Source organism: Streptomyces sp. NPDC059247, assembly GCF_042754005.1.
GTDB lineage: Bacteria > Actinomycetota > Actinomycetes > Streptomycetales > Streptomycetaceae > Streptomyces.
Map to the genome: position 1 here is coordinate 622,713 of NZ_JBHYZW010000003.1, position 24,783 is coordinate 647,495.

At 74.1% G+C, this 24,783-nt stretch carries 24 protein-coding genes, 1 pseudogene and 1 riboswitch; of the genes and pseudogenes, 20 read left to right on the forward strand and 5 right to left on the reverse strand.

The annotated features are described in order from the left end of the window. The 8 genes and pseudogenes from ACFXGN_RS09835 to ACFXGN_RS09870 all read left to right on the forward strand — a co-directional run. A pseudogene (locus ACFXGN_RS09835) lies at positions 1-181 on the forward strand (hypothetical protein); the annotation flags it as partial. 807 nt (positions 182-988) lie between these two features. Continuing rightward, positions 989-2,041, forward strand: a complete 1,053-nt coding sequence (locus ACFXGN_RS09840; protein ID WP_384855789.1) for an MBL fold metallo-hydrolase — start codon at positions 989-991, stop codon at positions 2,039-2,041. 64 nt (positions 2,042-2,105) lie between these two features. Then, positions 2,106-2,228, forward strand: a riboswitch (cobalamin riboswitch). A gap of 73 nt (positions 2,229-2,301) precedes the next feature. Then, positions 2,302-3,549 (forward strand): prenyltransferase/squalene oxidase repeat-containing protein, encoded by a 1,248-nt coding sequence (locus ACFXGN_RS09845; RefSeq protein ID WP_384855792.1) that lies wholly within the window; start codon positions 2,302-2,304, stop codon positions 3,547-3,549. Then, entirely contained in the window at positions 3,546-4,241 is a 696-nt protein-coding gene (locus ACFXGN_RS09850; RefSeq protein WP_384855794.1) for an SCO2322 family protein, read from the forward strand. Before ACFXGN_RS09845 ends, ACFXGN_RS09850 begins: the two co-directional genes overlap by 4 nt. Positions 4,242-4,248: 7 nt before the next feature. Continuing rightward, positions 4,249-5,418 (forward strand): energy-coupling factor transporter transmembrane protein EcfT, encoded by a 1,170-nt coding sequence (locus ACFXGN_RS09855; protein WP_384855796.1) that lies wholly within the window; start codon positions 4,249-4,251, stop codon positions 5,416-5,418. Further along, the gene (locus tag ACFXGN_RS09860; protein ID WP_384855799.1) at positions 5,415-7,202 is read left to right on the forward strand and encodes an ABC transporter ATP-binding protein; all 1,788 of its coding nucleotides are present in this window, start codon (positions 5,415-5,417) and stop codon (positions 7,200-7,202) included. The genes ACFXGN_RS09855 and ACFXGN_RS09860 overlap by 4 nt, the downstream gene beginning before the upstream one ends. Continuing rightward, positions 7,199-8,062, forward strand: a complete 864-nt coding sequence (locus tag ACFXGN_RS09865) for an ECF transporter S component (protein WP_384855803.1) — start codon at positions 7,199-7,201, stop codon at positions 8,060-8,062. The genes ACFXGN_RS09860 and ACFXGN_RS09865 overlap by 4 nt, the downstream gene beginning before the upstream one ends. Positions 8,063-8,348: 286 nt before the next feature. Beyond that, positions 8,349-8,750: a transglycosylase SLT domain-containing protein gene (locus ACFXGN_RS09870; RefSeq protein WP_351786382.1), complete on the forward strand. Its 402-nt coding sequence runs from the start codon at positions 8,349-8,351 to the stop codon at positions 8,748-8,750. A gap of 313 nt (positions 8,751-9,063) precedes the next feature. Here the strand turns inward: ACFXGN_RS09870 and ACFXGN_RS09875 are convergent, their stop codons facing one another. Continuing rightward, a complete protein-coding gene (locus ACFXGN_RS09875; RefSeq protein ID WP_366440385.1) occupies positions 9,064-10,233 on the reverse strand; it encodes a steroid 3-ketoacyl-CoA thiolase in 1,170 nt (389 codons plus the stop codon). A gap of 252 nt (positions 10,234-10,485) precedes the next feature. On the opposite strand from ACFXGN_RS09875, the gene ACFXGN_RS09880 reads away from it, so the two are divergent. From ACFXGN_RS09880 to ACFXGN_RS09895, 4 genes are all read left to right on the forward strand, one after another. After that, positions 10,486-11,733 (forward strand): cytochrome P450, encoded by a 1,248-nt coding sequence (locus tag ACFXGN_RS09880; protein WP_384855808.1) that lies wholly within the window; start codon positions 10,486-10,488, stop codon positions 11,731-11,733. Positions 11,734-11,876: 143 nt separating this feature from the next. Next, on the forward strand, positions 11,877-12,575 hold the full coding sequence (locus ACFXGN_RS09885; protein WP_384855810.1) for an O-methyltransferase: 699 nt from the start codon (positions 11,877-11,879) through the stop codon (positions 12,573-12,575). 84 nt (positions 12,576-12,659) lie between these two features. Next, positions 12,660-12,977, forward strand: a complete 318-nt coding sequence (locus tag ACFXGN_RS09890; RefSeq protein WP_384855813.1) for an antibiotic biosynthesis monooxygenase family protein — start codon at positions 12,660-12,662, stop codon at positions 12,975-12,977. 45 nt (positions 12,978-13,022) lie between these two features. Next, positions 13,023-13,508 (forward strand): GNAT family N-acetyltransferase, encoded by a 486-nt coding sequence (locus ACFXGN_RS09895; protein WP_384855816.1) that lies wholly within the window; start codon positions 13,023-13,025, stop codon positions 13,506-13,508. 63 nt (positions 13,509-13,571) lie between these two features. Here ACFXGN_RS09895 and ACFXGN_RS09900 read toward each other — a convergent pair whose 3' ends face one another. Next, the gene (locus tag ACFXGN_RS09900; protein ID WP_384855819.1) at positions 13,572-15,635 is read right to left on the reverse strand and encodes a DHA2 family efflux MFS transporter permease subunit; all 2,064 of its coding nucleotides are present in this window, start codon (positions 15,633-15,635) and stop codon (positions 13,572-13,574) included. A 224-nt stretch (positions 15,636-15,859) separates the two neighbouring features. On the opposite strand from ACFXGN_RS09900, the gene ACFXGN_RS09905 reads away from it, so the two are divergent. From ACFXGN_RS09905 to ACFXGN_RS09925, 5 genes are all read left to right on the forward strand, one after another. Next, entirely contained in the window at positions 15,860-17,011 is a 1,152-nt protein-coding gene (locus tag ACFXGN_RS09905) for a peptidoglycan-binding protein (protein ID WP_384855822.1), read from the forward strand. Between the two features lie 341 nt (positions 17,012-17,352). Further along, entirely contained in the window at positions 17,353-18,021 is a 669-nt protein-coding gene (locus ACFXGN_RS09910) for an HAD-IA family hydrolase (RefSeq protein WP_384855825.1), read from the forward strand. Positions 18,022-19,208: 1,187 nt separating this feature from the next. Beyond that, positions 19,209-19,859, forward strand: a complete 651-nt coding sequence (locus tag ACFXGN_RS09915; RefSeq protein ID WP_384855828.1) for an HNH endonuclease family protein — start codon at positions 19,209-19,211, stop codon at positions 19,857-19,859. 323 nt (positions 19,860-20,182) lie between these two features. Next, on the forward strand, positions 20,183-20,641 hold the full coding sequence (locus tag ACFXGN_RS09920; protein ID WP_384855949.1) for a DoxX family protein: 459 nt from the start codon (positions 20,183-20,185) through the stop codon (positions 20,639-20,641). 280 nt (positions 20,642-20,921) lie between these two features. Next, positions 20,922-21,551: a DedA family protein gene (locus tag ACFXGN_RS09925; RefSeq protein ID WP_384855831.1), complete on the forward strand. Its 630-nt coding sequence runs from the start codon at positions 20,922-20,924 to the stop codon at positions 21,549-21,551. Here the strand turns inward: ACFXGN_RS09925 and ACFXGN_RS09930 are convergent. Together ACFXGN_RS09930 and ACFXGN_RS09935 are read right to left on the reverse strand one after the other, a co-directional pair. Continuing rightward, complete coding sequence (locus ACFXGN_RS09930; RefSeq protein ID WP_384855833.1) at positions 21,526-21,780, reverse strand: DUF2277 domain-containing protein; 255 nt, start codon at positions 21,778-21,780, stop codon at positions 21,526-21,528. The genes ACFXGN_RS09925 and ACFXGN_RS09930 overlap by 26 nt on opposite strands. A 169-nt stretch (positions 21,781-21,949) precedes the next feature. Next, a complete protein-coding gene (locus ACFXGN_RS09935) occupies positions 21,950-22,180 on the reverse strand; it encodes a hypothetical protein (protein WP_351786354.1) in 231 nt (76 codons plus the stop codon). A gap of 221 nt (positions 22,181-22,401) precedes the next feature. Here ACFXGN_RS09935 and ACFXGN_RS09940 point away from each other — a divergent pair, with 221 nt between their 5' ends. Next, complete coding sequence (locus tag ACFXGN_RS09940; RefSeq protein WP_384855836.1) at positions 22,402-23,163, forward strand: GntR family transcriptional regulator; 762 nt, start codon at positions 22,402-22,404, stop codon at positions 23,161-23,163. 152 nt (positions 23,164-23,315) lie between these two features. Further along, complete coding sequence (locus tag ACFXGN_RS09945; protein WP_384855839.1) at positions 23,316-23,765, forward strand: lamin tail domain-containing protein; 450 nt, start codon at positions 23,316-23,318, stop codon at positions 23,763-23,765. Between the two features lie 28 nt (positions 23,766-23,793). Here ACFXGN_RS09945 and ACFXGN_RS09950 read toward each other — a convergent pair whose 3' ends face one another. Continuing rightward, complete coding sequence (locus ACFXGN_RS09950) at positions 23,794-24,360, reverse strand: DUF4231 domain-containing protein (RefSeq protein WP_384855841.1); 567 nt, start codon at positions 24,358-24,360, stop codon at positions 23,794-23,796. 116 nt (positions 24,361-24,476) lie between these two features. Between ACFXGN_RS09950 and ACFXGN_RS09955 the strand changes: the two genes are divergently transcribed. Next, positions 24,477-24,710 (forward strand): hypothetical protein, encoded by a 234-nt coding sequence (locus tag ACFXGN_RS09955; RefSeq protein WP_384855844.1) that lies wholly within the window; start codon positions 24,477-24,479, stop codon positions 24,708-24,710. Positions 24,711-24,783: the final 73 nt, after the last annotated feature.

The following is a 24,783-nucleotide window of genomic DNA, read 5'->3' on the forward strand; positions in this document are numbered from 1 at the left end:
GCTCAAGACCGGCTACCGACTCGCCCAGGCCGAAGACGACCGCTTCTACACCCTCCGCCTGCTCGCGAACCCGAACATCAGCCCGGCCCTGCGCGCCGCCGCCAACGCCGCCCTCGACGACAACTCCCCGGAAGCCCTGCGCCACTTCCGCCTGAAGGGGCAGTACGAGGCGGCCCGCTAGACACAGCGGGCACCACGCCCCGCCCGCCCCGTCCGGCGGCGCGCGGGGCGACGCTCCCGCGCTTCCCGCCGACGCGGTCCGGAGCGATGCCGACGGCGCGCCGGTAGACGCCGGGTCCGACCCGCGACCACCGCTCCGGTGAGCATCCGGACCGGCTCGGGGACACCCGGAGCCGCGCGGACCGCGATACGCGCCGCCGCGCCGAAGGCGGCGAGGGCGGTGAGGGCCGTGAGGGCGGGGCCGCGCGGAGGAGCCGTCGACCTGGACGCGCACCCAGCCGGGCCCCGCCGGGCCGGGCCGGGCCCCGCCGGGCCGGACCCCGCCAGGTCGGCCCCGGTGACGTCCTGGCAGCGGTTCCCGGACGGACGTGGCCGCGCGACCACGGGACGACCACGCGCGGATCGGTGTTCCGAAGCCGACCGGCCGGGCGGCGGCACGCCCCGTTCGCGTCAGCCCCGCCCCGGGTGGGGCTGACGCGAACGTCCGGGCAGGGTCGGCACGGGCGCCTCCTCGCGATCGCGCCGGTCGCCCCCGCACCAGCGGCCGAGGCCGCCCTCGACGACATGCGCGGCCCCGCCGTCACCCCCGGCCACGGCGCCACGTCGCGGACCCAGGACGAGCCGAGTGCCGCGGACCTCGGCGAGAGGGCCGTCGCCCGGCCCCTCACAGCACCGCGCGCGACGGCCGGACCCGCGGGTCCAGGCGGATCGAAGGCGATGCGACGCAGGCCACTCTGACGAACCGTCAGTTCTCGTTATGATGGGCAACGGTCGAGCACCCCGCACCGCCGTGGAGAGACGAGGACCCATGCAGGAATCCGCGCCCCAGGTGACCGAGCACGGCGGAGGCGTCTGGTCCCTCCGGGTGCCCATCCCCGACAACCCCCTCGGCCACACCCTCGTCCACGTCCTCGACACCGACCGGGGCCCGGTCCTCGTCGACACCGGCTGGGACGACCCCGCCTCCTGGACCGAGCTCGCCGGAGGGCTCGCCGCCCTGGGCATCGCCCCCGGCGACGTCCACGGCGTCGTCATCACCCACCACCACCCCGACCACCACGGGCTCTCCGGCCGGGTCCGCGAGGAGTCCGGCGCCTGGATCGCCATGCACGCCGCCGACACCGCCGTCGTCCGCCGCACCCGCGAGTCCCGGCCCGGCACCTGGCTCGACTACCTCGCCCGCAAGCTCGCCGCCGTCGGCGCGCCCGAGGACCACCTCGCCCCGCTGCGCGCCGCCCGCGACTCCGGCCGCGCCGTCGCCCTCCCCGGGCTGCGCGCCGCCCTCCCCGACCGCGAGATCGTCCCCGGCGAACTCCTCGACCTCGCCGGACGCAGGCTCCGCGCCGTCTGGACCCCCGGCCACACCCCCGGCCACGTCTGCCTCCACCTGGAGGAGGAGCACCCCGCCGGGCTCCCCGGCCACGGCCGCCTCTTCTCCGGCGACCACCTGCTGCCCGGGATCTCCCCGCACATCGGCCTGTACGAGGACCCCGACGACACCACCGCCGCCACCGACCCCCTCGGCGACTACCTCGACTCCCTCGAACGCGTCGGCCGCCTCGGCGTCGCCGAGGTCCTCCCCGCCCACCAGCACGCCTTCACCGACGCCGCCGGACGCGTCCGCGCCCTCCTCGACCACCACGAGGAACGGCTCGCCGGGCTCCTCGCGCTCCTCGCCGTCCCCCTCACCCCCTGGCAGCTCGCCGAGCGGATGGAGTGGAACCGCCCCTGGGACCGCATCCCCCACGGCTCCCGCAACATCGCCGTCAGCGAGGCCGAGGCCCACCTCCGCAGACTCGTCAAACAGGGCCGCGCCGAAGCCGTCCCCGGCACCGACCCGGTCACCTACCTGGCCGTGTGAGCCAGCTCGCACACCGCGCGGGCCGCCCCGCGCCCCCGGGCACCTCCCCTACGGGCCGGTAGACTGACCCGGTCGTCATCATGCCCGTACGGGGGGAAGCCGGTGCGAATCCGGCACTGACCCCGCAGCCGTAGAGCTGTCCCCCGGACAGCGAGTCGGAATGCCCCGCACGGGACGTGACCACGGCACCGTCGAGGAATACGGAGCCGGAGCCAGGTGCCCCCGAGGCGTGCCGGTGCCCGGCCGCAGGAGAGGGCCCCATGATCACCGTCCGCAACGGCGCCGCCGCGCTCACCGCCGCCGTCCTGCTCGGCACCGCAGCCGCGGGAGCGGCCACCGCCGCACCCTCCCCCTCGGCCTCCGCCGCCACCCCCTCGCCCGGCCTGTACGGCACCAAGGACCCCACGTACGACGGTGTCTGGCGCCAGTCCCTCGCCTTCCTCGCCCAGCGCGCCACCGGCTACCAGCCCGCCGACCGGTCCGTGGACTGGCTGCTCGGCCAGCAGTGCGACGACGGCTCGTTCGCCTCCTACCGCCCCGACACCGGCAAGCCCTGCGACGCCAAGACCGTGCGGGACACCAACGCCACCGCCGTCGCCGTGCAGGCGCTCGGCGCCGTCCGCCGTCAGGCCGCCGACCCGAAGAAGCTCGACGAGGCCGTCGAGGCGGGCACGGGCTGGCTCAGGACCGTCCAGAACAAGGACGGCGGCTGGGGCTACGGAGCGGGCGGCGCCAGCGACGCCAACTCCACCTCGATCGTCATCGGCGCCCTCGCCGCGACCGGCGTCAAGCCCGGCTCGTACACCTCCGCCGAGGGCCGCACCCCCTACGACGCGCTCCTCACCTTCGCGCTGCCCTGCTCCGACAAGGACGGCGCGGGCGCCTTCGCGTACCAGCCCGGCAAGAACGGCGAGCTGCTCGCGAACGCCGACGCCACCGCCGCCGCCACCCTCGCCGGACTCGGCAAGAGCCCCGTCGCCACCAAGGCCTCCCCCGAGCAGCCCCCCACCTGCACCGACCTGACCAAGCCGACCGCCGAGCGGGCCGCCCTCAACGGCGCCTCCTACCTGGCGAAGGCCCTCGCGAAGACCGGTCACCTCACCCTGCCGCCGATGCCCGGCGCCACCGACACCACCGAGCGGCCCGACGTCGGCAACACCGCCGACGCCGTCGTCGCGCTCGCCGCGTCCGGCGCCGCCAAGGAGGCCAAGCCCGCCCTGGAGTGGCTGGAGAAGAACTCCGCGGGCTGGGCGAAGGAGGGCGGCCCGGCCGCGTACGCGCAGCTGGTCCTCGCCGCCCGCGCCACCGACACCGACCCCCGCGAGTTCGGCACCACCGACCTCGTCGAGCAGCTCAACGCCACCGGGCCCGCGCCCAAGACCCCCGACACCTCCGCCTCCTCCACCAGCGACGACGAGAACTCCGGCTTCGACGTCTGGTGGATCATCGGCATCGGCACGGTCGTCGGCGTCGGCATCGGCTTCCTCGTGAGCGGCCGAAAGAAGTGAGCGTCTCCCGGAGAAGGGGCGCCCGGCTCGCGGGCGCCACCGCCGGAGCCCTGCTCACCCTCGCCGGGGTCGCGGCGGCGCCCGCGCAGGCCGCCGGATACCGCTACTGGTCGTTCTGGGAGAGCGACGGCGGGAAGCCCTGGGCGTACGCCACCCTCGGTCCCGCCACCGCCCGGCCCGCCGACGGCGACGTCGTCGGCTTCCGCTTCGCGGTCAGCGGCGGCACCGACGACACCTCGCGGCCCTCGGCCGCCCCCGACTTCGCCGGGATCTGCGGAACGACGGCGGCAGGGAACGGCGCCAAGCGGGTCGCGGTCGTCGTCGACTCCGGCGGCCCCCGGGACGCCCCGCCCGGCGAGACCCCGCCCGCGAAGCCGGTCACGACCGGCTGCGCCGAGGTCCGCCGGGACGCCACGGCCGCGGAGGCGCTGGCCGCCGTCGCCGCACCCCTCCGGTACGACAGCTCCGCCATGATCTGCGGGATCGCGGGCTACCCCGCGCGCGGCTGCGGCGAACAGGTCGCCGAGCGGGCGGGCGAGCCGTCCGCGACGCCGACCGCCACCGCGACCGCCGCTCCGGCCGCCTCCGGCACCGGCGAGGGCGGCGGCCCGTCCCTCGGCGTGCTCGCCGGAGGCGCGGCCGTCCTCGCCCTCGGCGGCGCGGCGATCTGGAAGGCCCGCCACCGCGGATGATCCCGGCATGACGAACCCGGCAGGGACGGGCCGCGCCCGGACGCGCCCCGCCCCGCAGGACAGCCCCCGCACCCGGCCGCCCTCCGTGCTGCGCGCCCCCGAGGCCGACCGGGGCAACGCGCTGCACGCCGGGGCCTGGTGGCTGTGGGCGCTCGGGCTCGCCGTCGCCGCCTCCCGCACCACCAATCCGCTGCTGCTCGGGCTGATCGTCGGCGTCTCCGGATACGTCGTCGCGGCCCGCCGCACCGACGCGCCCTGGGCCCGCTCGTACGGTGCCTTCGTCAAGCTCGGCCTGTTCGTCGTCCTCCTGCGGGTCGTCTTCTCGCTGCTGCTCGGCTCCCCCGTGCCCGGCAGCCACCCGCTGTTCACCCTGCCCGAGGTGCCGCTGCCCGACTGGGCGCGGGGCATCCGGATCGGCGGCCGGGTGACGGCCGAGCAACTCCTCGTCGCGCTGTACGACGGCGCCAAACTGGCGACCCTGCTGATCTGCGTGGGCGCGGCGAACGCGCTGGCCAACCCGGCGCGGCTGCTGAAGTCGCTGCCGGGCGCCCTGTACGAGGCCGGGGTCGCCGTCGTCGTGGCGATGACCTTCGCGCCGAACATGGTCGCGGACGTGGCCCGGCTGCGGACCGCCCGGCGGCTGCGCGGACGCCCCACCGGCGGGGTCAGGGCGGTGCTCCAGATCGGCCTGCCGGTCCTCGAAGGCGCCCTGGAACGGTCGGTCGCGGTCGCCGCGTCGATGGACGCGCGGGGATACGGGCGGACCGCGCACGTCCCGGCGTCCGTACGGCGCACCACGAACCTGCTCACCCTGGGCGGGCTCCTCGGCGTCTGCGCCGGTACGTACGGGCTGCTCGCCGCCGAGGGCGCCCGGTACGGCCTGCCGCTGCTCGGCGCGGGGCTGCTCGCCGCGATGGCCGGGCTGCGGCTCGGCGGGCGCCGGACGGTCCGCACCCGGTACCGGCCGGACCGCTGGGACGCCCGCGCCTGGCTGGTCGCGGGCTCGGGGGCGGCGGTCGCGGTCCTGATGATCCGGGCGAACGCCTACGCGCCCGAGGCCCTGCACCCGGGGGTGGTGCCCCTGGTCGCGCCGCAGTTGCCGCTGTGGCCCGCGCTCTCGGTCCTGGTGGGCCTGCTGCCCGCGTTCGTGGCCCCCGTTCCCAAGGAGAACGCGTGATCCGCTTCGAGAACGTCTCGGTGACCTACGAGGACCGTTCCGGGCCCGTCCTGCGGAACCTGGACCTCACCGTCCCCGAGGGGGAGCTGGTGCTGCTCGTCGGCCCCTCCGGGGTCGGCAAGTCGACCCTGCTCGGCGCGGTCTCCGGGCTCGTCCCGCACTTCACCGGCGGCACCCTCACCGGCCGGGTCACCGTCGACGGCCGCGACACCCGCACCCATCCCCCGCGCGAGCTGGCCGACGTGGTCGGCACGGTCGGCCAGGACCCGTCCGCGCACTTCGTCACCGACACGGTCGAGGACGAGCTGGCGTACGGCATGGAGTCCCTGGGCCTGGCGCCGGGCGTGATGCGGCGGCGCGTCGAGGAGACCCTCGACCTGCTGGGCCTGGCCGAGCTGCGCGACCGGCCGATCGCCACGCTCTCCGGCGGGCAGCGGCAGCGGGTGGCCATCGGTTCCGTCCTCACCCCGCACCCGAAGGTCCTGGTCCTCGACGAGCCGACGTCCGCGCTCGACCCCTCGGCGGCGGAGGAGGTCCTCGCGGTGCTCCAGCGCCTGGTGCACGACCTGGGGACCACGGTCCTGCTCGCCGAGCACCGCCTCGAGCGGGTGGTGCAGTACGCGGACCGGGTCATCCTGCTGCCGGAGGCGCTCATGGGCCCGCCCGCGGAGATCATGGCGGTCTCCCCGGTGCACCCCCCGGTGGTGGCGCTCGGCCGTCTCGCAGGCTGGGAACCGCTGCCGCTGACCGTACGGGACGCCCGGCGCCGGTCCGGGCCGCTGAAGGAGCGCCTGGAGGGGCTGGAGGGATCGGGCGAGCCGGAGGGGCCGGAGGGGCCGGAGGGGCCGGGAACGACCGGGGTGACCCCCCGCCCCTCTTCCGGGAAGGCGCGGGGCGGGGGCCCCGCCCTGTTCCGGCGCCGCCGCACCGCCGCGCCCGCGCCCGCCGCGCCCCTCGTGGACGTCACCGGGCTGGGTGTCCGCCGGGGCCGGGTCGAGGCCCTGCGCCGTATCGGCCTCCGGGTCGAGGCCGGTGAGACCGTCGCCCTCATGGGCCGCAACGGCGCCGGGAAGTCCACCCTCCTCTCGGCCCTCGTCGGCATGATCGCCCCGACCTCCGGGACCGTCCTCGTCGCGGGCCGCGTCCCGCACACCACCGACCCGCGCGAGCTGATCCGCGAGGTCGGCCTGGTCCCGCAGGAGCCGCGCGACCTGCTGTACGCCGACACGGTGGCCGCCGAGTGCGCGGCGGCGGACACCGACGCGGGCGCGCCGCCCGGCACCTGCCGGGATCTGGTGTCCGGGCTGCTGCTGGGGGTGGCGGACGACACCCATCCCCGGGACCTGTCCGAGGGGCAGCGCCTCGCCCTCGCGCTGGCCGTGGTCCTGACCGGACGCCCGCCGCTGCTGCTGCTCGACGAGCCGACCCGGGGCCTGGACTACGCGGCCAAGGCGCGGCTGGTCGCCCTGCTCCGCGCGCTCGCGGCGGAGGGGCACGCGATCGTGCTCGCCACCCATGACGTGGAGCTGGCGGCGGAACTGGCGCACCGGGTGGTGATCGTCGCGGACGGCGAGGTGGTGGCGGACGGGCCGACGGCGGAGGTCGTCGTCTCCTCGCCCGCGTTCTCGCCGCAGGTGGGGAAGGTCCTCGCCCCGCAGCACTGGCTCACGGTCGAGCAGGTGGAGCGGGCGCTGCACCGGGCGTCCGGACGGGCCCCCGGCGGGCCCTCCTCCGCCGCCGCCCCCTCGTCCGTGGCCGGGCGGGCTCCGGAGGGGACCCCGTGAGCGCCCGCCCGGTCCGGCTCGGGCCCCGCTCGGTGGCGGCGCTCGTCCTGGTCTCCCTGATCGGTCTCGGCGCGTTCTGCTGGCCGCTCTTCGCTGACCCCGGCTCGGCCGTCACCTCGCACGCGGGGGACGCGCCGTGGCTGTTCGCCGCGCTGCTGCCGCTGCTGGTGGCCGTGGTGGTGGCGACGATCGCGGACTGCGGGATGGACGCGAAGGCGGTGGCGATGCTGGGGGTGCTCGCCGCCGTGGGCGCGGCGCTGCGCCCGCTGGGCGCGGGCACGGCGGGCCTGGAGCCGATGTTCTTCCTGATGGTGCTGAGCGGCCGGGTCCTGGGGCCGGGCTTCGGTTTCGTCCTGGGCGCGGTGACGATGTTCGCGTCGGCGCTGCTCACGGGCGGGGTGGGGCCCTGGATGCCGTTCCAGATGCTGGCGATGGGCTGGTTCACGATGGGCGCGGGGCTGCTGCCGGGCCCGGAGCGGCTGCGGGGGCGGGGCGAGCTGCTGATGCTCTCGGCGTACGGGTTCCTGGCGGCGTTCGCGTACGGCACGGTCATGAACCTGCAGGGCTGGGTGCTGCTCCAGGGCCTGGGCGGCGGGGTCTCGTTCCAGCCGGGTGCGCCGCTCGGCGAGAACCTGGTGCGGTTCCTCGCCTATGTGACGGCGACGTCGCTGGGCTGGGACCTGGGCCGGGCGGTGCTCACCGTGGTCCTGACGCTCACCGTCGGCGGGACGCTCCTCAAGGCGCTGCGGCGGGCGACCCGGCGGGCGAACTTCGAGGCCCAGGTCACATTCGAGGCCCCGGAAGGGCCCTCCCGGAGTGAGGCGTCCCATAGGACGCAGGTCACTTACGAGCCGGAGTAGTAGCCGTACGACACCCGCACAAACCGCCCACATCGGGTCATGACCTGCGGAAATCCTCGTACTATCGCGCTTCGTGGAGGGCCCCCGGGTCCGAACCTCCCTCGTACAGGGGGTCATTGCGCCGGGCTTCCCGCCCTGCTTCTCTGGTGGACGTCGCCAGGCAGCCGGTGCTCGTCGCAGCACCACGGACGGCCGGTTCCCCCAGATCCCCGGGTCTCCCGGGTTCTGGTTCCGGCTTGCCGAAACCGCCCGGCGCGATCCTTGTCCCCGACGTTAGGTCACTCCGTTGTTCAGCTCGCTCCTCACTCGTGCCGCCGCCCGCAAGCAGACCTTCGCCGCCTCCGCAGCCGTGCTGCTGGCCGCGTCCGGTGCGGTCCTCGGTACGACGAGCACGGCTTCGGCCGCCAGCCCGCAGGACCTCGCCCGCCAGATCGTCCCGGCTTCGCAGTACTCCGCCTTCAGCAAGATCGTGTCCCACGAGTCCGGCTGGAACCACAAGGCCACCAACTCCTCCAGCGGCGCCTACGGCCTGGTCCAGGCCCTTCCGGCCTCGAAGATGTCCTCGGCCGGCTCCGACTGGAAGACCAACCCCGCCACCCAGATCAAGTGGGGCCTCAACTACATGAACGAGCGTTACGGCTCCCCGAACGCCGCCTGGGCGTTCTGGCAGTCCAACGGCTGGTACTGAGACACCGCCGCCGTCAGCCACGCTCACGCAAGGCCCCGCTCCCGTCAGGGAGACCGGGGCCTGCGGCGTTTTCCGGGGGCATGTGGGGGCGGACCCGGGGCCAGGCAGGGGGTGGACCGGGGAAGGACGGCCGGTGGACCCGGGGCGCCGGGGGTGGACCGGGGCGCCGGGGGTGGACCGGGGGGCGAGGTGGACCGGGGGTGGACCGGACGGGCGACCGGAGGCGCGCGGGCGCCGGTGCTCAGCGGGCTCGGAGTCGCCGGACGGGGCCCAGAGAGTCGCCGCTCGAAGGCTCAGAGCCGCCGGACGGGGCTCAGAGCCGCTGGATGATCGTGCCGGTCGCCACCGCGCCGCCCGCGCACATCGTGATCAGGGCGAATTCCTTGTCGGTGCGCTCCAGCTCGTGGAGGGCCGTGGTGATCAGCCGGGCGCCGGTGGCACCGACGGGGTGACCGAGGGCGATGGCGCCGCCGTTGACGTTGACCTTCTCCAGGTCCTGGTCGAAGACCTGCGCCCAGGAGAGCACCACGGAGGCGAAGGCCTCGTTGATCTCGACCAGGTCGATGTCCCGGAGGGACATCCCGGCCTTGCCGAGGACCGCGCGGGTCGCGTCGACCGGCCCGTCGAGGTGGTAGTGCGGGTCCGCGCCGACCAGCGCCTGGGCGACGATCCGGGCGCGCGGCCGGAGCTTGAGGGCGCGGGCCATCCGCTTGGACGCCCACAGGATCGCGGCGGCGCCGTCGGAGATCTGCGAGGAGTTGCCCGCGGTGTGCACGGCGGTCGGCATGACCGGCTTGAGCCGTGCCAGGCCCTCCATGGTGGTGTCGCGCAGCCCCTCGTCGCGGTCGACGAGCCGCCACATGCCCTGGCCCGCCGTCTGCTCCTCCTCGGTGGTGGGGACCTGGACGGCGAAGGTCTCCCGCTTGAAGCGCTCCTCGGCCCAGGCCAGCGCGGCCCGCTCCTGGGAGAGCAGACCGAGGGAGTCGACGCGTTCGCGGCCGAGACCCCGCCTGCGGGCGATGCGCTCGGCGGCCTCGAACTGGTTGGGGAGGTCGACGTTCCACTCGTCGGGGAAGGGTTTGCCGGGTCCGTGCTTGGAGCCGGATCCGAGCGGCACCCGTGACATCGCCTCGACACCACAGCTGATCCCGATGTCGATGACGCCCGCCGCGACCATGTTGGCGACCATGTGGCTGGCCTGCTGGGAGGAGCCGCACTGGCAGTCGACGGTGGTGGCGGCGGTCTCGTACGGCAGGCCCATGGTGAGCCAGGCGGTACGGGCGGGGTTCATGGACTGCTCCCCCGCGTGGGTGACGGTACCGCCGACGATCTGTTCGACGCAGTCGGCGGGGATGCCGGTGCGGCCGAGCAGTTCCCGGTAGGTCTCACCCAGGAGGTAGGCGGGGTGCAGATTGGCGAGCGCGCCTCCGCGCTTGCCGATGGGGGTGCGTACGGCTTCGACGATGACGGGTTCAGCGGCCATGAGCTCGTCCTCTCCTCGACCGGACGGGGCGTCCCGGCAGCCCGTCGGTCGGATCACGGGGGAACTAGTACGCGTTCTAGTTCTGCTTGCAGTCTTATGACTGCCACCGTGGGTACGCAAGGGTCCGGGAGGCAACAGTTCCCGTTACGGCCCTTGCCTCTTGCGGGGCTCGTCATTAAATTCCCGACAACTCCTGACGGCCCATCAGATCTCTTCGGATCCCCGGATCCCCTCAGACGTGGAGTGTTGCCGATGCCCTGTCCCCACCTTCCCGAAGGGTTCGACGCCACCGACCCCGACGTGCTCCACGACCGCGTCCCGCTCCCCGAGTTCGCCCTCCTGCGGCAGACCGCGCCCGTCTGGTGGTGCGCCCAGACGCCCGGCAGCACCGGCTACGCGGACAGCGGGTACTGGGCCGTCACGCGCCACGCGGACGTCAAGTACGTCTCCACCCACCCGGAGCTGTTCTCCTCGAACGAGAACACGGCCGTCATCCGCTTCAACGAGCGCATCAGCCGGGACCAGATCGAGGTCCAGAAACTGATCATGCTCAACATGGACCCGCCCGAGCACACCCGGGTCCGCCAGATCGTCCAGCGCGGCTTCACCCCCCGCGCCATCCGAGGTCTGGAGACCACGCTGCGCGACCGGGCCCGCGCCATCGTCGAGGAGGCCCGGCGCGGCGCGGACGCCGACGGCACCTTCGACTTCGTCACCCGGGTCGCCGTCGAACTGCCCCTCCAGGCCATCGCCGAACTCATCGGCATCCCGCAGGAGGACCGCTCCCGGATCTTCGACTGGTCGAACAAGATGGTCTCCTACGACGATCCCGAGTACGCCATCACCGAGGAGATCGGCGCCGAAGCCGCCATGGAACTCATCGGCTACTCGATGAACATGGCCGCCGCCCGCAAGGAGTGCCCCGCCGCCGACATCGTCAGCCAGCTGGTCGCCGCCGAGGGCGAGGGCAACCTCTCCTCCGACGAGTTCGGCTTCTTCGTCCTGCTGCTCGCCGTCGCGGGCAACGAGACCACCCGCAACGCCATCAGCCACGGGATGCACGCCTTCCTCACCCACCCCGACCAGTGGGAACTGTTCAAACGGGAACGCCCCTCGACCACCGCCGAGGAGATCGTCCGCTGGGCCACCCCCGTCGTCTCCTTCCAGCGGACCGCGACCCAGGACACCGAGATCGGCGGCCAGAAGATCGCCAGGGGCGACCGCGTCGGCCTCTTCTACTCCTCCGCCAACAACGACCCCGAGGTCTTCACCGGTCCCGAACGCTTCGACATCACCCGCGACCCCAACCCGCACCTCGGCTTCGGCGGCGGCGGGCCCCACTTCTGCCTCGGCAAGTCCCTCGCCGTCAAGGAGATCGAGCTGATCTTCAACGCGCTCGCGGACGTCCTGCCCGACCTCACGCTCGCCGGGGAACCGCGCCGACTGCGCGCCGCCTGGCTCAACGGCGTCAAGGAACTCCGGGTCCGCACCCGGGTCTGACCGGCCCCGGGACACGGACACGGACGGCGGGAGGAGGACCGGGCCGGACGCCGTTCCCTCCGCACCCGTACGAGGACGCGTACGGAACGGAAGGAGCGACGCCCGGCCCGCCGCCCTCCGGACCCAGGTGTACGTTCGACCGCATGACGAACCCTCAGCCCCAGACGGCCCCCGGGACGGACCCCCGGTGGACCGAGGTCGACCAGTACTTCACCGACACGATCGCCCCCGCCGACGACGTCCTCACCGCCACGCTCGCGGACTCCGTCGCGGCGGGCCTGCCGGAGATCGCCGTCGCCCCCAACCAGGGCAAGCTCCTCCACCTCCTCGCCCTCACCCAGGGCGCCCGCCGCATCCTGGAGATCGGCACCCTCGGCGGCTACAGCACGATCTGGCTGGCCCGCGCGCTGCCCGCCGACGGACGGCTCGTCACCCTGGAGCACGACCCGGCGCACGCGGACGTCGCCCGCGCCAACATCGCCCGCGCCGGACTCGCCAAGCTCGTCGAGGTGCGCACCGGCGCCGCCCTCGACACCCTGCCGCTCCTGGCGGCGGAGGACACGGGCCCCTTCGACCTCGTCTTCATCGACGCCGACAAGGTCAACAACCCGCGGTACGTGGAATGGGCCCTGAAGCTGTCCCGGCCCGGCACCCTGATCATCGTCGACAACGTCGTGCGCGGCGGGCGGATCACCGCGCCCGCCCCGGAGGACCCGGCGGTCACCGGCACCCGGGAACTCTTCGAACTCGTCGCCCGCGAACCGCGCCTGGTCGCCACCGCCGTCCAGACCGTCGGCACCAAGGGCTACGACGGCCTCCTGCTCGCCCGCGTCACCGACTGACCCCCGGACTCGGCCCCGGACCCGGGCCCGGGTTCCGCCCCGCCCGCGCGGAGGGCGGGAGACCCGGGACATATCCTGCCCCTCATGAGCATCGTGAAGATCAACGTCCTGACCGTGCCCGTCGAGCAGCGTGAGGTGCTGGAGCAGCGGTTCGCCGCTCGGGGCGGGGCCGTGGAGGGGTCCGACGGGTTCGAGTGGTTCGAGCTGCTGCGGCCCCTCGAAGGAACCGACCAGTACCTGGTCTACACCCGCTGGCGCGGCGAGGAGGACTTCCAGAACTGGATGAACGGTTCCATGCGGGGCGCCCACGGCGAGGGCGGCGGCGAGCGGCCGAAGCCCGCCGCCACCGGCTCCACCCTGTGGTCCTTCGAGGTCGTCCAGCAGGCGAGCCCGAAGGGCTGACCCGCGCGGAAACCCCGCTGCGCGCCGGGGCGTGCGCGCCCCACAATGGCGCGTATGACCTGGACTTTCACCCCCGAGCACATCCGTGCCCCGGACGCCTCGGCGCTTCGCCGTGCCTACTACGGGGAGGTCGCCGGACGGTACTGGAAGCGGCCCGCGACCGAGGCGGAGATCGACGAGGGGCTCACGGACGACGGGGCGGAGCTGCTGACCCCGCCGACCGGGCAGTTCCTGGTGGCCCGGTACGAGGGGGAGCCGGCCGGCTGCGGCGGGCTGCTCCTCCTCGACGGCGGACGGGCCGAGCTGACCCGGATCTTCCTGCGGCCCGCCTTCCGGGGTCTCGGCGGGGCCGGGGCCCTGTTCACCGCGCTCGACGCGGAGGCACGGGCGCTCGGTGCCCGCCGGACGGTCCTCACCACCCGCCTCGACCTGGTGGAGGCGCGGGCCGCGTACGTCCGCCACGGGTACGCGGAGATCCCCGCGTACGCCACGGGCCCGTACAAGGAGATCTGGTACGGGAAGGACCTCTGAGCCCGGAGCCGGTACGTACGGGCCCGGAGCCCCGTGCGGTGGCGGGCCCTCCGCCGCCGGGCCTCACGACCGGTGGTCGCGGGGCGGTCCTTCGCCGTGGGGGCGTTCCGCGTCGGAGCCTGAGAGTTCCTCCGTCAGCTCCTCCACGAGCCGTATCAGGTCGGTCGGCCGGTCCGGGCCCCACCAGTCGCCGAGCAGTTCCGCGAGGGACTCCTCGCGCGCGGCGGCGAGCCTGGTCGCCACCCCCACGCCCTCCTCGGTGAGGACCAGCTGGAGCCCTTCCCTGCTGGCCAGACCCCGGTCCTCGATCTGCCGGGCGGCGTCCGTGATCGCCTTCAGCGGTACGGGCACGACATCGGCGAGCCGGGCGGGCTCTACGGTGCCGTGGCGGCGGATGCGCAGCAGCAGCCAGCTCGCGGCGGGCAGCAGGTCGAGCCCCGCGCGGGCGGTGATCCTCTCGTAGATCGCCTTGCGGCCCGCGCGGGAGCCGAGGACCGACAGGGCGCGGGCGCACTCGTCGTACGAGGAGCGTTCGACCGGGTTGGTGGCGAGCGTCTGGCTGGTGTCCGGCGCGGTGACGGAGCCCCGCAGCTTGTCCTCCTTGAGGAACCAGGAGAAGACGAAGGCCACCAGGACGACGGGCGCCGCGTACAGGAAGACGTCGGTGATCGAGGTGGCGTACGCGTGCAGGACCTCGGAGCGCAGCGCGGGCGGCAGCCGGTCCACGGCGCGCGGGTCGGCGGCGACCTGTCCGGCGCCGGTGCCGGGGGGCGCGGCGCCCGCGCGGGCGAAGATGTCCTCCAGTTTCGAGGTGAGCCGGTTGGTGAAGATCGTGCCGAAGACGGCGACGCCGAAGGAGGCTCCGATGGAGCGGAAGAAGGTGGCTCCCGAGGTGGCGACGCCGAGGTCCTCGTAGGCGACGGCGTTCTGCACGACCAGGACGAGGACCTGCATGACGAGACCGAGTCCGGCGCCGAAGACGAAGAAGTAGACGCTCATCTCCCAGGTGGAGCTGAATTCCGTCATCCGGTGCAGGAGCAGCAGTCCCACGGCGGTGAGGAAGGTGCCCGCGATGGGGAAGACCTTCCAGCGGCCGGTGCGGGAGACGATCTGGCCCGAGCCCGTCGAGGTGATCAGCAGACCGGCGACCATCGGCAGCATGTGGACGCCGGACATGGTCGGGGTGACGCCCTGGACGACCTGGAGGAAGGTCGGCAGATAGGTCATGGCGCCGAACATCGCGAAGCCGATGACGAAGCTGATGACCGAGACCAGGCTGAAGGTGCGGACGCGGAACAGCCTGAGCGGCAGCACGGGCTCGGCCGCCCGCGTCTCGACGTACAGGAACCACACCAGGAGTACGGCTCCGAGGACGGCGGTGCCGATGATCTGCGCCGAGCCCCAGGGCCAGGTGGTGCCGCCGAGGGAGGCGACCAGGACCAGGCAGGTGGCGACGGAGGCGATGAGGAAGGTGCCGAGGTAGTCGATGGTGTGCCGGGTGGAGCGCACCGGGATGTGGAGCACGGCCGCGATCACGAAGAGGGCGACGATCCCGATCGGCAGGTTGATGTAGAAGACCCAGCGCCAGGAGAGGTGCTGGGTGAAGAGGCCGCCGAGGAGGGGGCCGAGGACGCTGGTGGCGCCGAAGACCGCGCCGAAGAGGCCCTGGTACTTGCCCCGCTCCCGGGGCGGGACGAGGTCGCCGACGATCGCCATGGACAGCACGATGAGGCCGCCGCCGCCCAGACCCTGGAGGGCCCGGAAGGCGATGAGCTGCGGCATGTTCTGGGCGATGCCGCAGAGGGCCGAGCCGATCAGGAAGAGGACGATCGCCGACTGGAAGAGCTTCTTGCGGCCGTACTGGTCACCGAGCTTGCCCCAGAGCGGGGTGGCCGCCGTGGAGGCGAGCAGATAGGCGGTGACCACCCACGACAGGTGCTCCAGGCCGCCCAGCTCGCTGACGATGGTCGGCAGGGCCGTGGACACGATCGTCTGGTCGAGGGCGGCGAGCAGCAGGCCGAGCAGCAGCGCGCCGACCGCGACGAGCACCTTGCGGTGGCTCTGTCCCTCGCCCGGCACGGGGGCGGCTCCGTCGTCGGGCGGGGACGGGCGTACTTCCTGGGCCATGGGCGTCTCCTCCGGCGTCTCCTCGGACCTCACGGCACACGACCCCTTCATCCTGGTCCGAATGTCCGGTTATGGCCTGCGGAAGGGCACGGCTGTTCGCCCGGGGGGAGGGGGCGGCCTGCATAATCGCTCGCAGTCGTATCGGGAGGGGACCCATCATGACCGGACATGTCTGTCCTGAGTGCGGTGTACAGAGACCTGGCTGCGCCTGCGCACGGGCGGAGATGGCGGCGGCCGAGGACTTCGACCCGCTCCGGATCAGGCCGTACGTGGTCCTGGACTCCCCCGAGGAGACGGACGGGGCGTACGGGGCGGGGGGCGCGGTCGCGGGCGGTCCGGCGGGCGCGGCTCCGGGCGGGCCCGGGGGCGGGGCCGCCGATGGACCCCGTGGCGCCGTCGCGGGCGGGACCGGTGTCCCGGGGGGCGCGTACGGAACCGGGGGTGCTGCCGCCGGTGTCCCGGGAGGCGCGTACGGGACCGGGGCCCTCCCCGCCGAGGACCCACCGACGACCCAGCTGACGGCCGTCCGCGCGGACGGCGGCGCGCCCACGGCGTCGTACGGGCGGGCTCCCGGCGGGGGCGGCGGGCACGGAGGCCAGGGCGGGAGCGGAGGGTTCGACGGGCGCGGTGGGCCCGACGGGCAGGGCGGGGGCCACGGGCAGGACGGGGGCGACCCGTCCGAGACCATGCCGCTGCTGCTGCGCGGCGTCGGCGACGTGCCCCACGCGCCCGTGGAGCGGCGGGGCCGCAGGCGGGGAGTGCTGATCGCGGCGGTGGCCGCCGTCGCGGTGGCGGGCACCGCCGCCCTCGCCGCGTCCGTGCTCGGCGACGGCGGGACCGACGACCGGGCCGCCGTCCCCGAGGTGACCACCAGCGCGTCCCTGAACGTCGCCGTCTCGGAGGCGCCCGCCCCCTCCTCGAAGACCCCGGAACCGTCCACGACCGCCCCGACGGCACGGCCGACCTCGGCCTCCCCGTCCGCCACGCCCACCCCGACGGCGAGCGGCACCACCACGGCGCCCAGCGCCGCGCCGACCACGACCGGCACGGGGGCACCTCCGGCCTCCCCGACCTCACAGGCACCGGTCCAGCCGCCGACGACGGCCGCGCCCACGGGAACACCGACGCCCACGGGGACGCCGGACGAGGAGGCCCCGACCCTGAGCACCGGTTCGAGCGGGCCGGAGGTGCGGGAGCTCCAGCGACGGCTGACGGCGGTGCTGGTCTACCGAGGGCGCGTCGACGGACGGTACGGGGACGAGCTCCGGGAGGCGGTGGAGGAGTACCAGTCGTACATGTACATCCAGGGCGACACCCCCGGCGTGTACGGCCCCCACACCCGGGCGGTGCTCGAACGGCACACTCCTTACATCTGAGCGGTGGCCGTCCGTCCGGCCTGGAGGACCGGGACCGGGCGGGGCGGGGCGGGACCGGGCGGGGCGGGGCTTCTGGGGGCTTCCGGGGGTGCTCCAGGGAGGGCGGCGCCTGGTCGGGGGCCGATCCGTAGGCGGTCCTCCGGGAGCGACGGCCCCCGGCGGGGCCTCCGCCGGGGCCTCCGCCGGGGGCCCGCCCGCGTGCGGCCGGAGGGCCGAAAAGTGGACGGGTTGGCCAAGACGGCCTCCCGTTTTGTATCGTGAGAGAACAAAGTGGCCCCGCCCGCAATCCCTGACCGGTGGGCGGGACCACTTCGTTCTCCGCAACCCCCTCTGGAGACCCGATGCCCGCCGTCACCCCGGCACCGCTCACCGCACGCGCCCTCCTCCTGGACATGGACGGCACCCTCGTCAACTCGGACGCCGTCGTCGAGCGCTGCTGGCGGCGCTGGGCGGACCGGCAGGGCCTCGACGCGGACGCCGTGCTCAAGGTGGTGCACGGCCGCCAGGGGTACGCCACGATGGCGCTCCTCCTCCCCGACCGCCCGATGGCGGAGAACCACGCCGACAACCGGGTCATGCTCGCCGAGGAGACGGCCGACATGGACGGCGTCGTGCCGATCGACGGCGCCCCCGCCTTCATGGCCGCGCTCGCGGAGCTGCCGCACGCCCTGGTGACCTCGGCGGACGAAGCGCTCATGCGGGCGCGGATGGGCGCGGCGGCGCTGCCCATACCCGTCGACCTGATCACCGCCGAGCACGTCGGGGCGAGCAAGCCGGACCCCGAGGGCTTCCTCAAGGGCGCGGCCGAACTGGGCTTCGCCCCGGAGGACTGCGTCGTCTTCGAGGACTCCGAGGCGGGGATAGCGGCGGGCCGCGCGGCCGGGATGCGGATCGTGGGCGTGGGCCCGCGCGCGGCGGCCTTCGGACCGGACGTCCACGTCGACGACCTCACCCGGCTGCGGGTGGACCCGGCGCCGGACGGCGGAATCACCCTGACGTTCCTGCCGTAACGGCACCCCTCCCGGGGCGCGCCCGCTGAACGCCCGCTCGGGTCCGGGTGCCCGAGCGCGCCGGGACCCGACCGGGGGCCGGGCATCCGGCCACACCCGGGACCGCCTCCCCACCGCGCTCCGGGCCCGGCCTTCCGATCGGCCCTGACCTTCCGATCGGGCCTGGCCTTCCGACGCGCCCCGAGCCCGGCTTCCGATCGCGTTCGAGCCCCGGCTCCCCCTCGCGCTCCGGCCCGACTCCGGCCGCACCCGGGGGCACGGCCTTCCGTCGCGCCGGGGACCCGGCTTCAGGCCGTACTCCGGGCTCGACCTTCCAATCGGGCCTGACCTCCCGACGCGCTCCGAGCCCGGCTTCCGATCGCGTTCGAGCCCCGGCTCTCCCTCGCACTCCGACCCGGCTCCGGCCGCACCCGGGGCCCGGCCTTCCGTCGCGCCAGGGACCCGGGCTTCCGGCCGTACTCCGGGTCCGGCTCCGGCTCGCGCTTCCGCACGGACCTCCGCCCCGGCTTCCCCCACGGACCCGGGACCGCGCTACCGACGGGGCTTCCTCCCCGCTTCGGGCCCGGGGTCCCGTCCCGCGCGCGCCCCGCCTTCGAGGACCCGCCCCGACCTCGCACCGCACGCCGCACCGAGCCCGGGGCCCCACGCCGCACCCCGCGCACCCCCGGCCCACGAGCCCCCCGGCCGCACCCTGGGCACCTCCGGCCACGAGCCCCTCAGCCGCACCCTGCGCGCCTCTGACCCCCGAGCCCCCCGGCCGCATCCGCGCCCTCCCCCGCCCGGCAGCCCTTCCCCGGCGCGAGGCCCCCGCACCCGGCCCCAGCGCGCCCCTCCCCGCACGGGGCACCGGCCACATCGCACGCACCCGCACCGGGCGCACCGGCCCGGGACCACCCCACCCCCCTCCCGGCGCGAGAGCGCCCCCCGCACCGCACGGAACAGCGGCCCCGAACTCCCTCCGCCGCGCGCCCCGGCGCCCCCCACCCCCCATCCGCTTGACACCGGGCGGAATCTGTCACTCCGTCAGTACGCGTCACACCCCTTGATGTGATGTGTCCATGTCGCCACTCTGTTACCTGGCGCACCCCTCACGGAAACCTGGCGCCGCCACGATGACCGGGCCGCCGCCCGGCACCCCACGCGGGGGACGGCAGCAGCCGAGGTCCCCCCGACTCAAGGGAGTTCCCATGCCCCGTCACGCCGTCTACGCGCGTCGACTCGCCGTCCTCGCCACCTCCGCGGCCCTCGCCCTCACCGGCGCCCTGGCCACCGCCCCGACCGCCCAGGCGGCCATGCCGACCCCGGTCAGCGCCGCCACCGCCCGTACCTACCTGGCCGCCCTCACCGTGCAGGCGGAAGGTTCCACCTCGGGTTACAGCCGGAGCCTCTTCCCGCACTGGATCACCCAGTCCGGCGCCTGCAACACCCGCGAGACCGTCCTCAAGCGGGACGGCGTGAACGTCGTCACGGACGCCGCCTGCGCCTCCGTCAGCGGCAGTTGGTACTCGGAGTACGACGGCGCCACCTGGACCGCCGCGTCGGACCTCGACATCGACCACATGGTCCCGCTCGCCGAGGCGTGGCGCTCGGGCGCCGCGTCGTGGACGACCGCGCAGCGCCAGTCCTTCGCGAACGACCTGACCCGACCGCAGCTCATCGCCGTCACCGACAACGTCAACCAGGCCAAGGGCGACCTGGACCCGGCGAAGTGGCTGCCCTCGCGGACCGCCTACCGCTGCACGTACGTCCGCGCATGGGTGGACGTGAAGCACTACTGGAATCTCACTGTGGACGCCGCCGAGAAGAGCGCGCTCCAGACCGTCCTGAACGGCTGCTGACCGGTCCGCCCCTGAACCGACGTCACCTTCGGCCGACGGGAACCGAACAGCACCGCACACCTCCCGTCGGCCGAATGTTGAACTTGCAAGCACTAATGAGGGGTGCCTAACCTTGCGGCCTCATCGGTTTCCGTCCCCACGCCCCGTCCACCCCACGGACAGGGCCAGGCCGAAGGAGTCCCCCCATGAACGACCCGATCAACCCGAACAACCCGAGTGACCAGAGTGATCGGAGCGGCCCGAGTGCCGCGAAGGGCGGGGCCACCCCGCCCGCCCGGAGCGCCCGGACCGCCCCGCACGAACCGGCCGGCCCGGCACACCGTCTGAACCGGGCGCAGCCGTACGCGCTCGGCGTCTTCCGGATCGTCGTCGGTCTGCTCTTCGCCTGCCACGGCGCCGCCGCCCTCTTCGGCATCCTCGGCGGCTCGGCGGGCGGCGGCACGGTCCCCGCGGGCACCTGGCCCGGCTGGTACGCCGCCGTCATACAGCTGGGCGCCGGTGGTCTGGTCCTGGCCGGTCTCGGTACCCGGAGCGCCGCGTTCCTCGCCTCGGGCTCGATGGCGTACGCGTACTTCACCGTCCACCAGCCGGAGTCCCTCTTCCCGCTCCAGAACGGCGGGGAGATCGCGGCCGTGTTCTGCTGGGCCTTCCTCCTCCTGGTGTTCACCGGGCCCGGAGCGCTGGCTCTCGACGGGCTCTTCGGCAACCGGGTCGGCCCGGACGCGACGGCTCGCGGCACGAACGCCGACCGCGAGGAACAGGGCACGCCGGTCACGGCCTGACACCCCCTAGCGGAAAGGGCCGGAATCCACAGCGCGTCTTCCGGCCCTTTCCGAACCCCGCGCCCCCCGGAACCAGCCGCTCGCTCCGAGCGTTTTCCGTCAAACCCGCACAGCATCGCGCGGTCCCGGCCGGGACCGCGCGCACGACATCCCGGCGAGCACGGCCGGGCGGGGCGTACGCCGTCCCGATGCGCACCCCGATGCGCACCCCGGTCCGACGCCCCCGCGCACCGCACCCGCCCGGAAGGCGGTCCGCCGCCTCCGCGTAGGCTCTGGCCCTGTGAATCTGCTCGACAGCCTGGGATCGCTGCGGTCGCTCACCGCCGGTCCATGGATATACCCGGTGGTGGCGGCGTCGATCCTGCTCGACGTCTTCCTGCCCGTGCTGCCGAGCGGTTTCCTGGTGATCACCGCCGCCACGGCGGCGGCGTCGGCCACGGCGGCCACCCCCGACGTCCCCTCGCTCCTCCCCCTGCTCCTGTGCGCGGCCGGCGCCTCGGTGCTGGGCGACTTCCTGGCGTACCGGCTGGCGCTCAGGGGCGGGCCCAGGATCGACCGGGCCCTCGCCCGGTCGAAGCGCCTGTCCCTGGCGCAGGAACGCCTCGGCACCGCCCTGGCCAGGGGCGGCGGCCTGCTCGTGGTCCTCGCCCGGTTCGCCCCGGCGGGACGCTCCGTGGTCTCCCTGGGCGCGGGCGCGGCGAAGCGGCGCGTGGAGGAGTTCCTGCCCTGGTCGGCCCTCGCGGGCGTGACCTGGGCCTCGTACAGCGTGGGGCTCGGCTGGCTCGGCGGTCAGTGGCTGGGCGCGACCTGGTTCAGCGCGGGGGTGTCGACCCTCGCGCTCTTCCTCGCGGGCGGGCTCGCCGCCTTCGCCCTGCGGCGGCCGGTCACGGCCGCGGCGCCGGCTTCCTGACGGCGGCGGCCCCGGGGTGCGCGCCGCGCACCTCCAGACCGTCGAGGAGTCTCGCGGTGGCCTCCGCGATCTCGTCCACGGCCCGCTCGAAGACCTCGCGGTTGTGGGCGGCGGGAGCCCGGAAGCCGGAGACCTTGCGGACGTACTGAAGGGCGGCGGCGCGGATGTCGTCCTCGGTCGCCTCCTCGGGCAGGACGGGCGGGCGGAGCGTCTTGATGCTGCGGCACATGCCTCCAGTGTGGCGCGTACCACTGACAGACGCCGGGGCGCGGGCGCCGGCCGGGCACCCCGTACCCGTACCCGCGTGTCCCCCCGTACCCCGTGCTTCCACCTTCTCTCCCCCGCTCTCCCCTCCCCCGGCCCCCTCCCCGTCCTTCCTCGTCCTTCCTCTCGCCGGGTCACCCCAGCCCACCGACCTCCCGTCTGGTCCGTGCGTTGATCTCGGCGGCGCGGGCACGCAGCTCGCGCAGGGGGGTGGCGGGCTGTACGTCGGAGGGCTCGGCCTCCCACTGGGTGCCGCCGTGGACGGCGCGGATCAGAAAGCGTCCGGCGACGCTCTCCACATAGAAGCCGACCCGCCCCGTGGCGGTGTCGCGGACGAGGTCACCGACCTCGGGCAGTGGCTGCACGCATCCCCTCCTTCCCGGTTCCTGAAGCGTGCCGGAAGCGCTCCTGAAGACGCTCCCGACACTTGGGGAGAACCAGAGAAGCCCCACGGGCCCGCCCTGTCAACGTATCTCTAGAGATGTCCCCCGTTGGATGGATCGGAGGGCGGGGCCGCAGGCGGGCGTGGACGTCGGCGGCGGGGTGCGCCGTAGGGTGTCGCGGAAAGGAAGGGAGTGGCCCACCCGTGACCGACCAGGACAGTGCCCGTCGCCCCAAGTACCGTCGTATCGCCGATGAGTTGAGAACCGCGATCCACTCGGGCGCGTTCGCGCCGGGCGACCGGCTCCCTGGCGAGAACGACCTCATGACGACGTACGACGTGGCCCGGATGACGGCCCGCCAGGCGCTCTCCGTGCTGCGCGACGAGGGCCTGACCGAGGCGCGCAGGGGCGCCGGGGTGTTCGTCCGCTCCTTCCGCCCGCTGCGCCGCCGGGGCATCCCGCGCCTGTCCGAGGGGCTCTGGGGGAACGGGCGTTCCATCTGGACGGCGGACGTGGGGGACGAGCGGGACCTGGTGGTCGACCAGGTCGAGGTGACGGAGGTGCGGGCGGGCGCGCGGATCGCGGCGACGCTGGGGCTGCCGCCGGGGGCGCCGGTGTGCGTCCGCAGCCGCCGGTTCGTCCTGGACGGCGAGCCGGTGCTGCTCTCGGTCTCCTACCTCTCCGCCGAGCTGGTGCGCGGGACGCCGGTCGCGGAGCCGGACACCGGGCCGGGCGGCCTGTACGCGCGGCTCGCGGAACTGGGGCAGCGGCCGGTGCGGTTCCGGGAGGAGATCCGCTGCCGGATGCCGACGGCGGAGGAGTCGGACCGGCTGGGGCTGGGGTCGGGGACGCCGGTGATCCTCATCGGGCGGACGGCGTTCACGGTCCCCGGGGCGGCGGTGGAGCTGAACGAGATGACGCTGGACTCGTCGGCGTACGTGCTGGAGTACGACTTCGAGGGATGAGCCCCGGGAGGACGGCGGAGGTCCCGCGGGGGGGAGCGGGAAGTCGCGGCGAAGGCCGGAAAGTTGTGGGGACGGAGTGAAGGGCGTGCGTATCCTGTGTGCTCGCCGGGCCCCACGGACGGGAGCCGGGCAGAAACCGAGGGACATCCACCATGCTTCGCGCACGCACGTTCGCGGCCGTGACCGCCGCCGCCGCCTCCGGCATCCTGCTGCTGCCCACGCAGGCACAGGCCGCCGGCTCGGTCCACCTGTACAAGATCTACTACGACAGTCCGGGCACCGACAACCGCTCGAACGGCAGCCTCAACGCCGAGTACGTACAGATACGGAACACGACCCCGGCGGCGGTCAACCTCCGGGGCTGGACGCTCACGGACGCGTCGAACCACAAGTACACCTTCGGCAACTTCGTCCTCGGCAAGGGCAAGACCGTGACGCTCCGCACGGGCCGGGGCGCGAACACCGCCGCGAACGTGTACCAGAACCGCGGCGCGTACGTCTGGAACAACGACCGCGACACGGCGACGCTGCGGAAGTCGAACGGCGCGCGGATCGACGACTGCTCATACAACTCGACGCGGGTCGACTACAAGTGGTGCTGACGCGCCGCACCTGACGTACTCCGTCGGGTCAGGGGGCCTCGGAGGAACTCCGGGGCCCCTTGCCGTCGTCGGTGTCGACGGGCGTACGGGCGGCGGGGACGCCCTGCTGGACGTCGGAGGTGACCTGTCCGCCGAGCGTCATGACGTTCAGGGTGGCGGAGTTCTCGTTGGCGATGGCCTTCTCCACCCGGGCGACGAGCGTCGAGAACGCCTCGCGCCGGGGCAGGTCGCGGTACGGCCCCACCTTGGTCTCGAAGTAGACGCGCTCGTGCCCGAGGAGCTGCTCGGTGGAGCGGTAGTTCTTCCACTGCTCCCGGTACCGGAAGACGCTCTCCAGGGACACCGCCGCGACGACGACCACGCTCAGGACGGTGGCGGTGACCCGGGCGAAGGACACGTCCAGATTGACGAAGACGGGCACGAGCGACCCCCCGACGACGGAGACGGTCCGCATCCGCAGGTGCATCGCCTTCATCCGGGTCGCCTTGACGTCGTACCAGCCCTGGTACTGCGACAGCCGCCCCTCTATGTACCGCTGCGGCGTCATCTCGCCGCTCCGCGCCTCGGGTCCGGGCGCGTCCCCCACATCAGCCATGCGGGGAGTACACCGGCCGTGCGACCCGGCCGTCAACTCTTCGCCCATTCCCCCACAGCCTGCCACAAGGTACGTTCATCCCACCTTCAGACCAAGGCACTTCAGGGAGGCTTCCCGTGGCGCAGACCCACATCGCCCACTCGACCACGACCAAGGTCGGCATCGCCCTCGGCGTCCTGGCCGCCGCCTTCGCGGCCCTGGCGCTCCACCCGACGACCACGCCCCAGGCGTCCGACCGCGAGACGGGCACGGTCAAGCAGGTCACCGCGGCCGACCGCGAGACGGGCACGGTCAAGTGGGTCACGACGGCGAAGACCGCGGGCGACAAGAAGGTCGAGGTCATCAAGTAGGACCACGCCCCGGCCCGCACGACGAAGGTGCCCTTCGGCCCCCACCGGCCGAAGGGCACTTCGCCGTCCCACC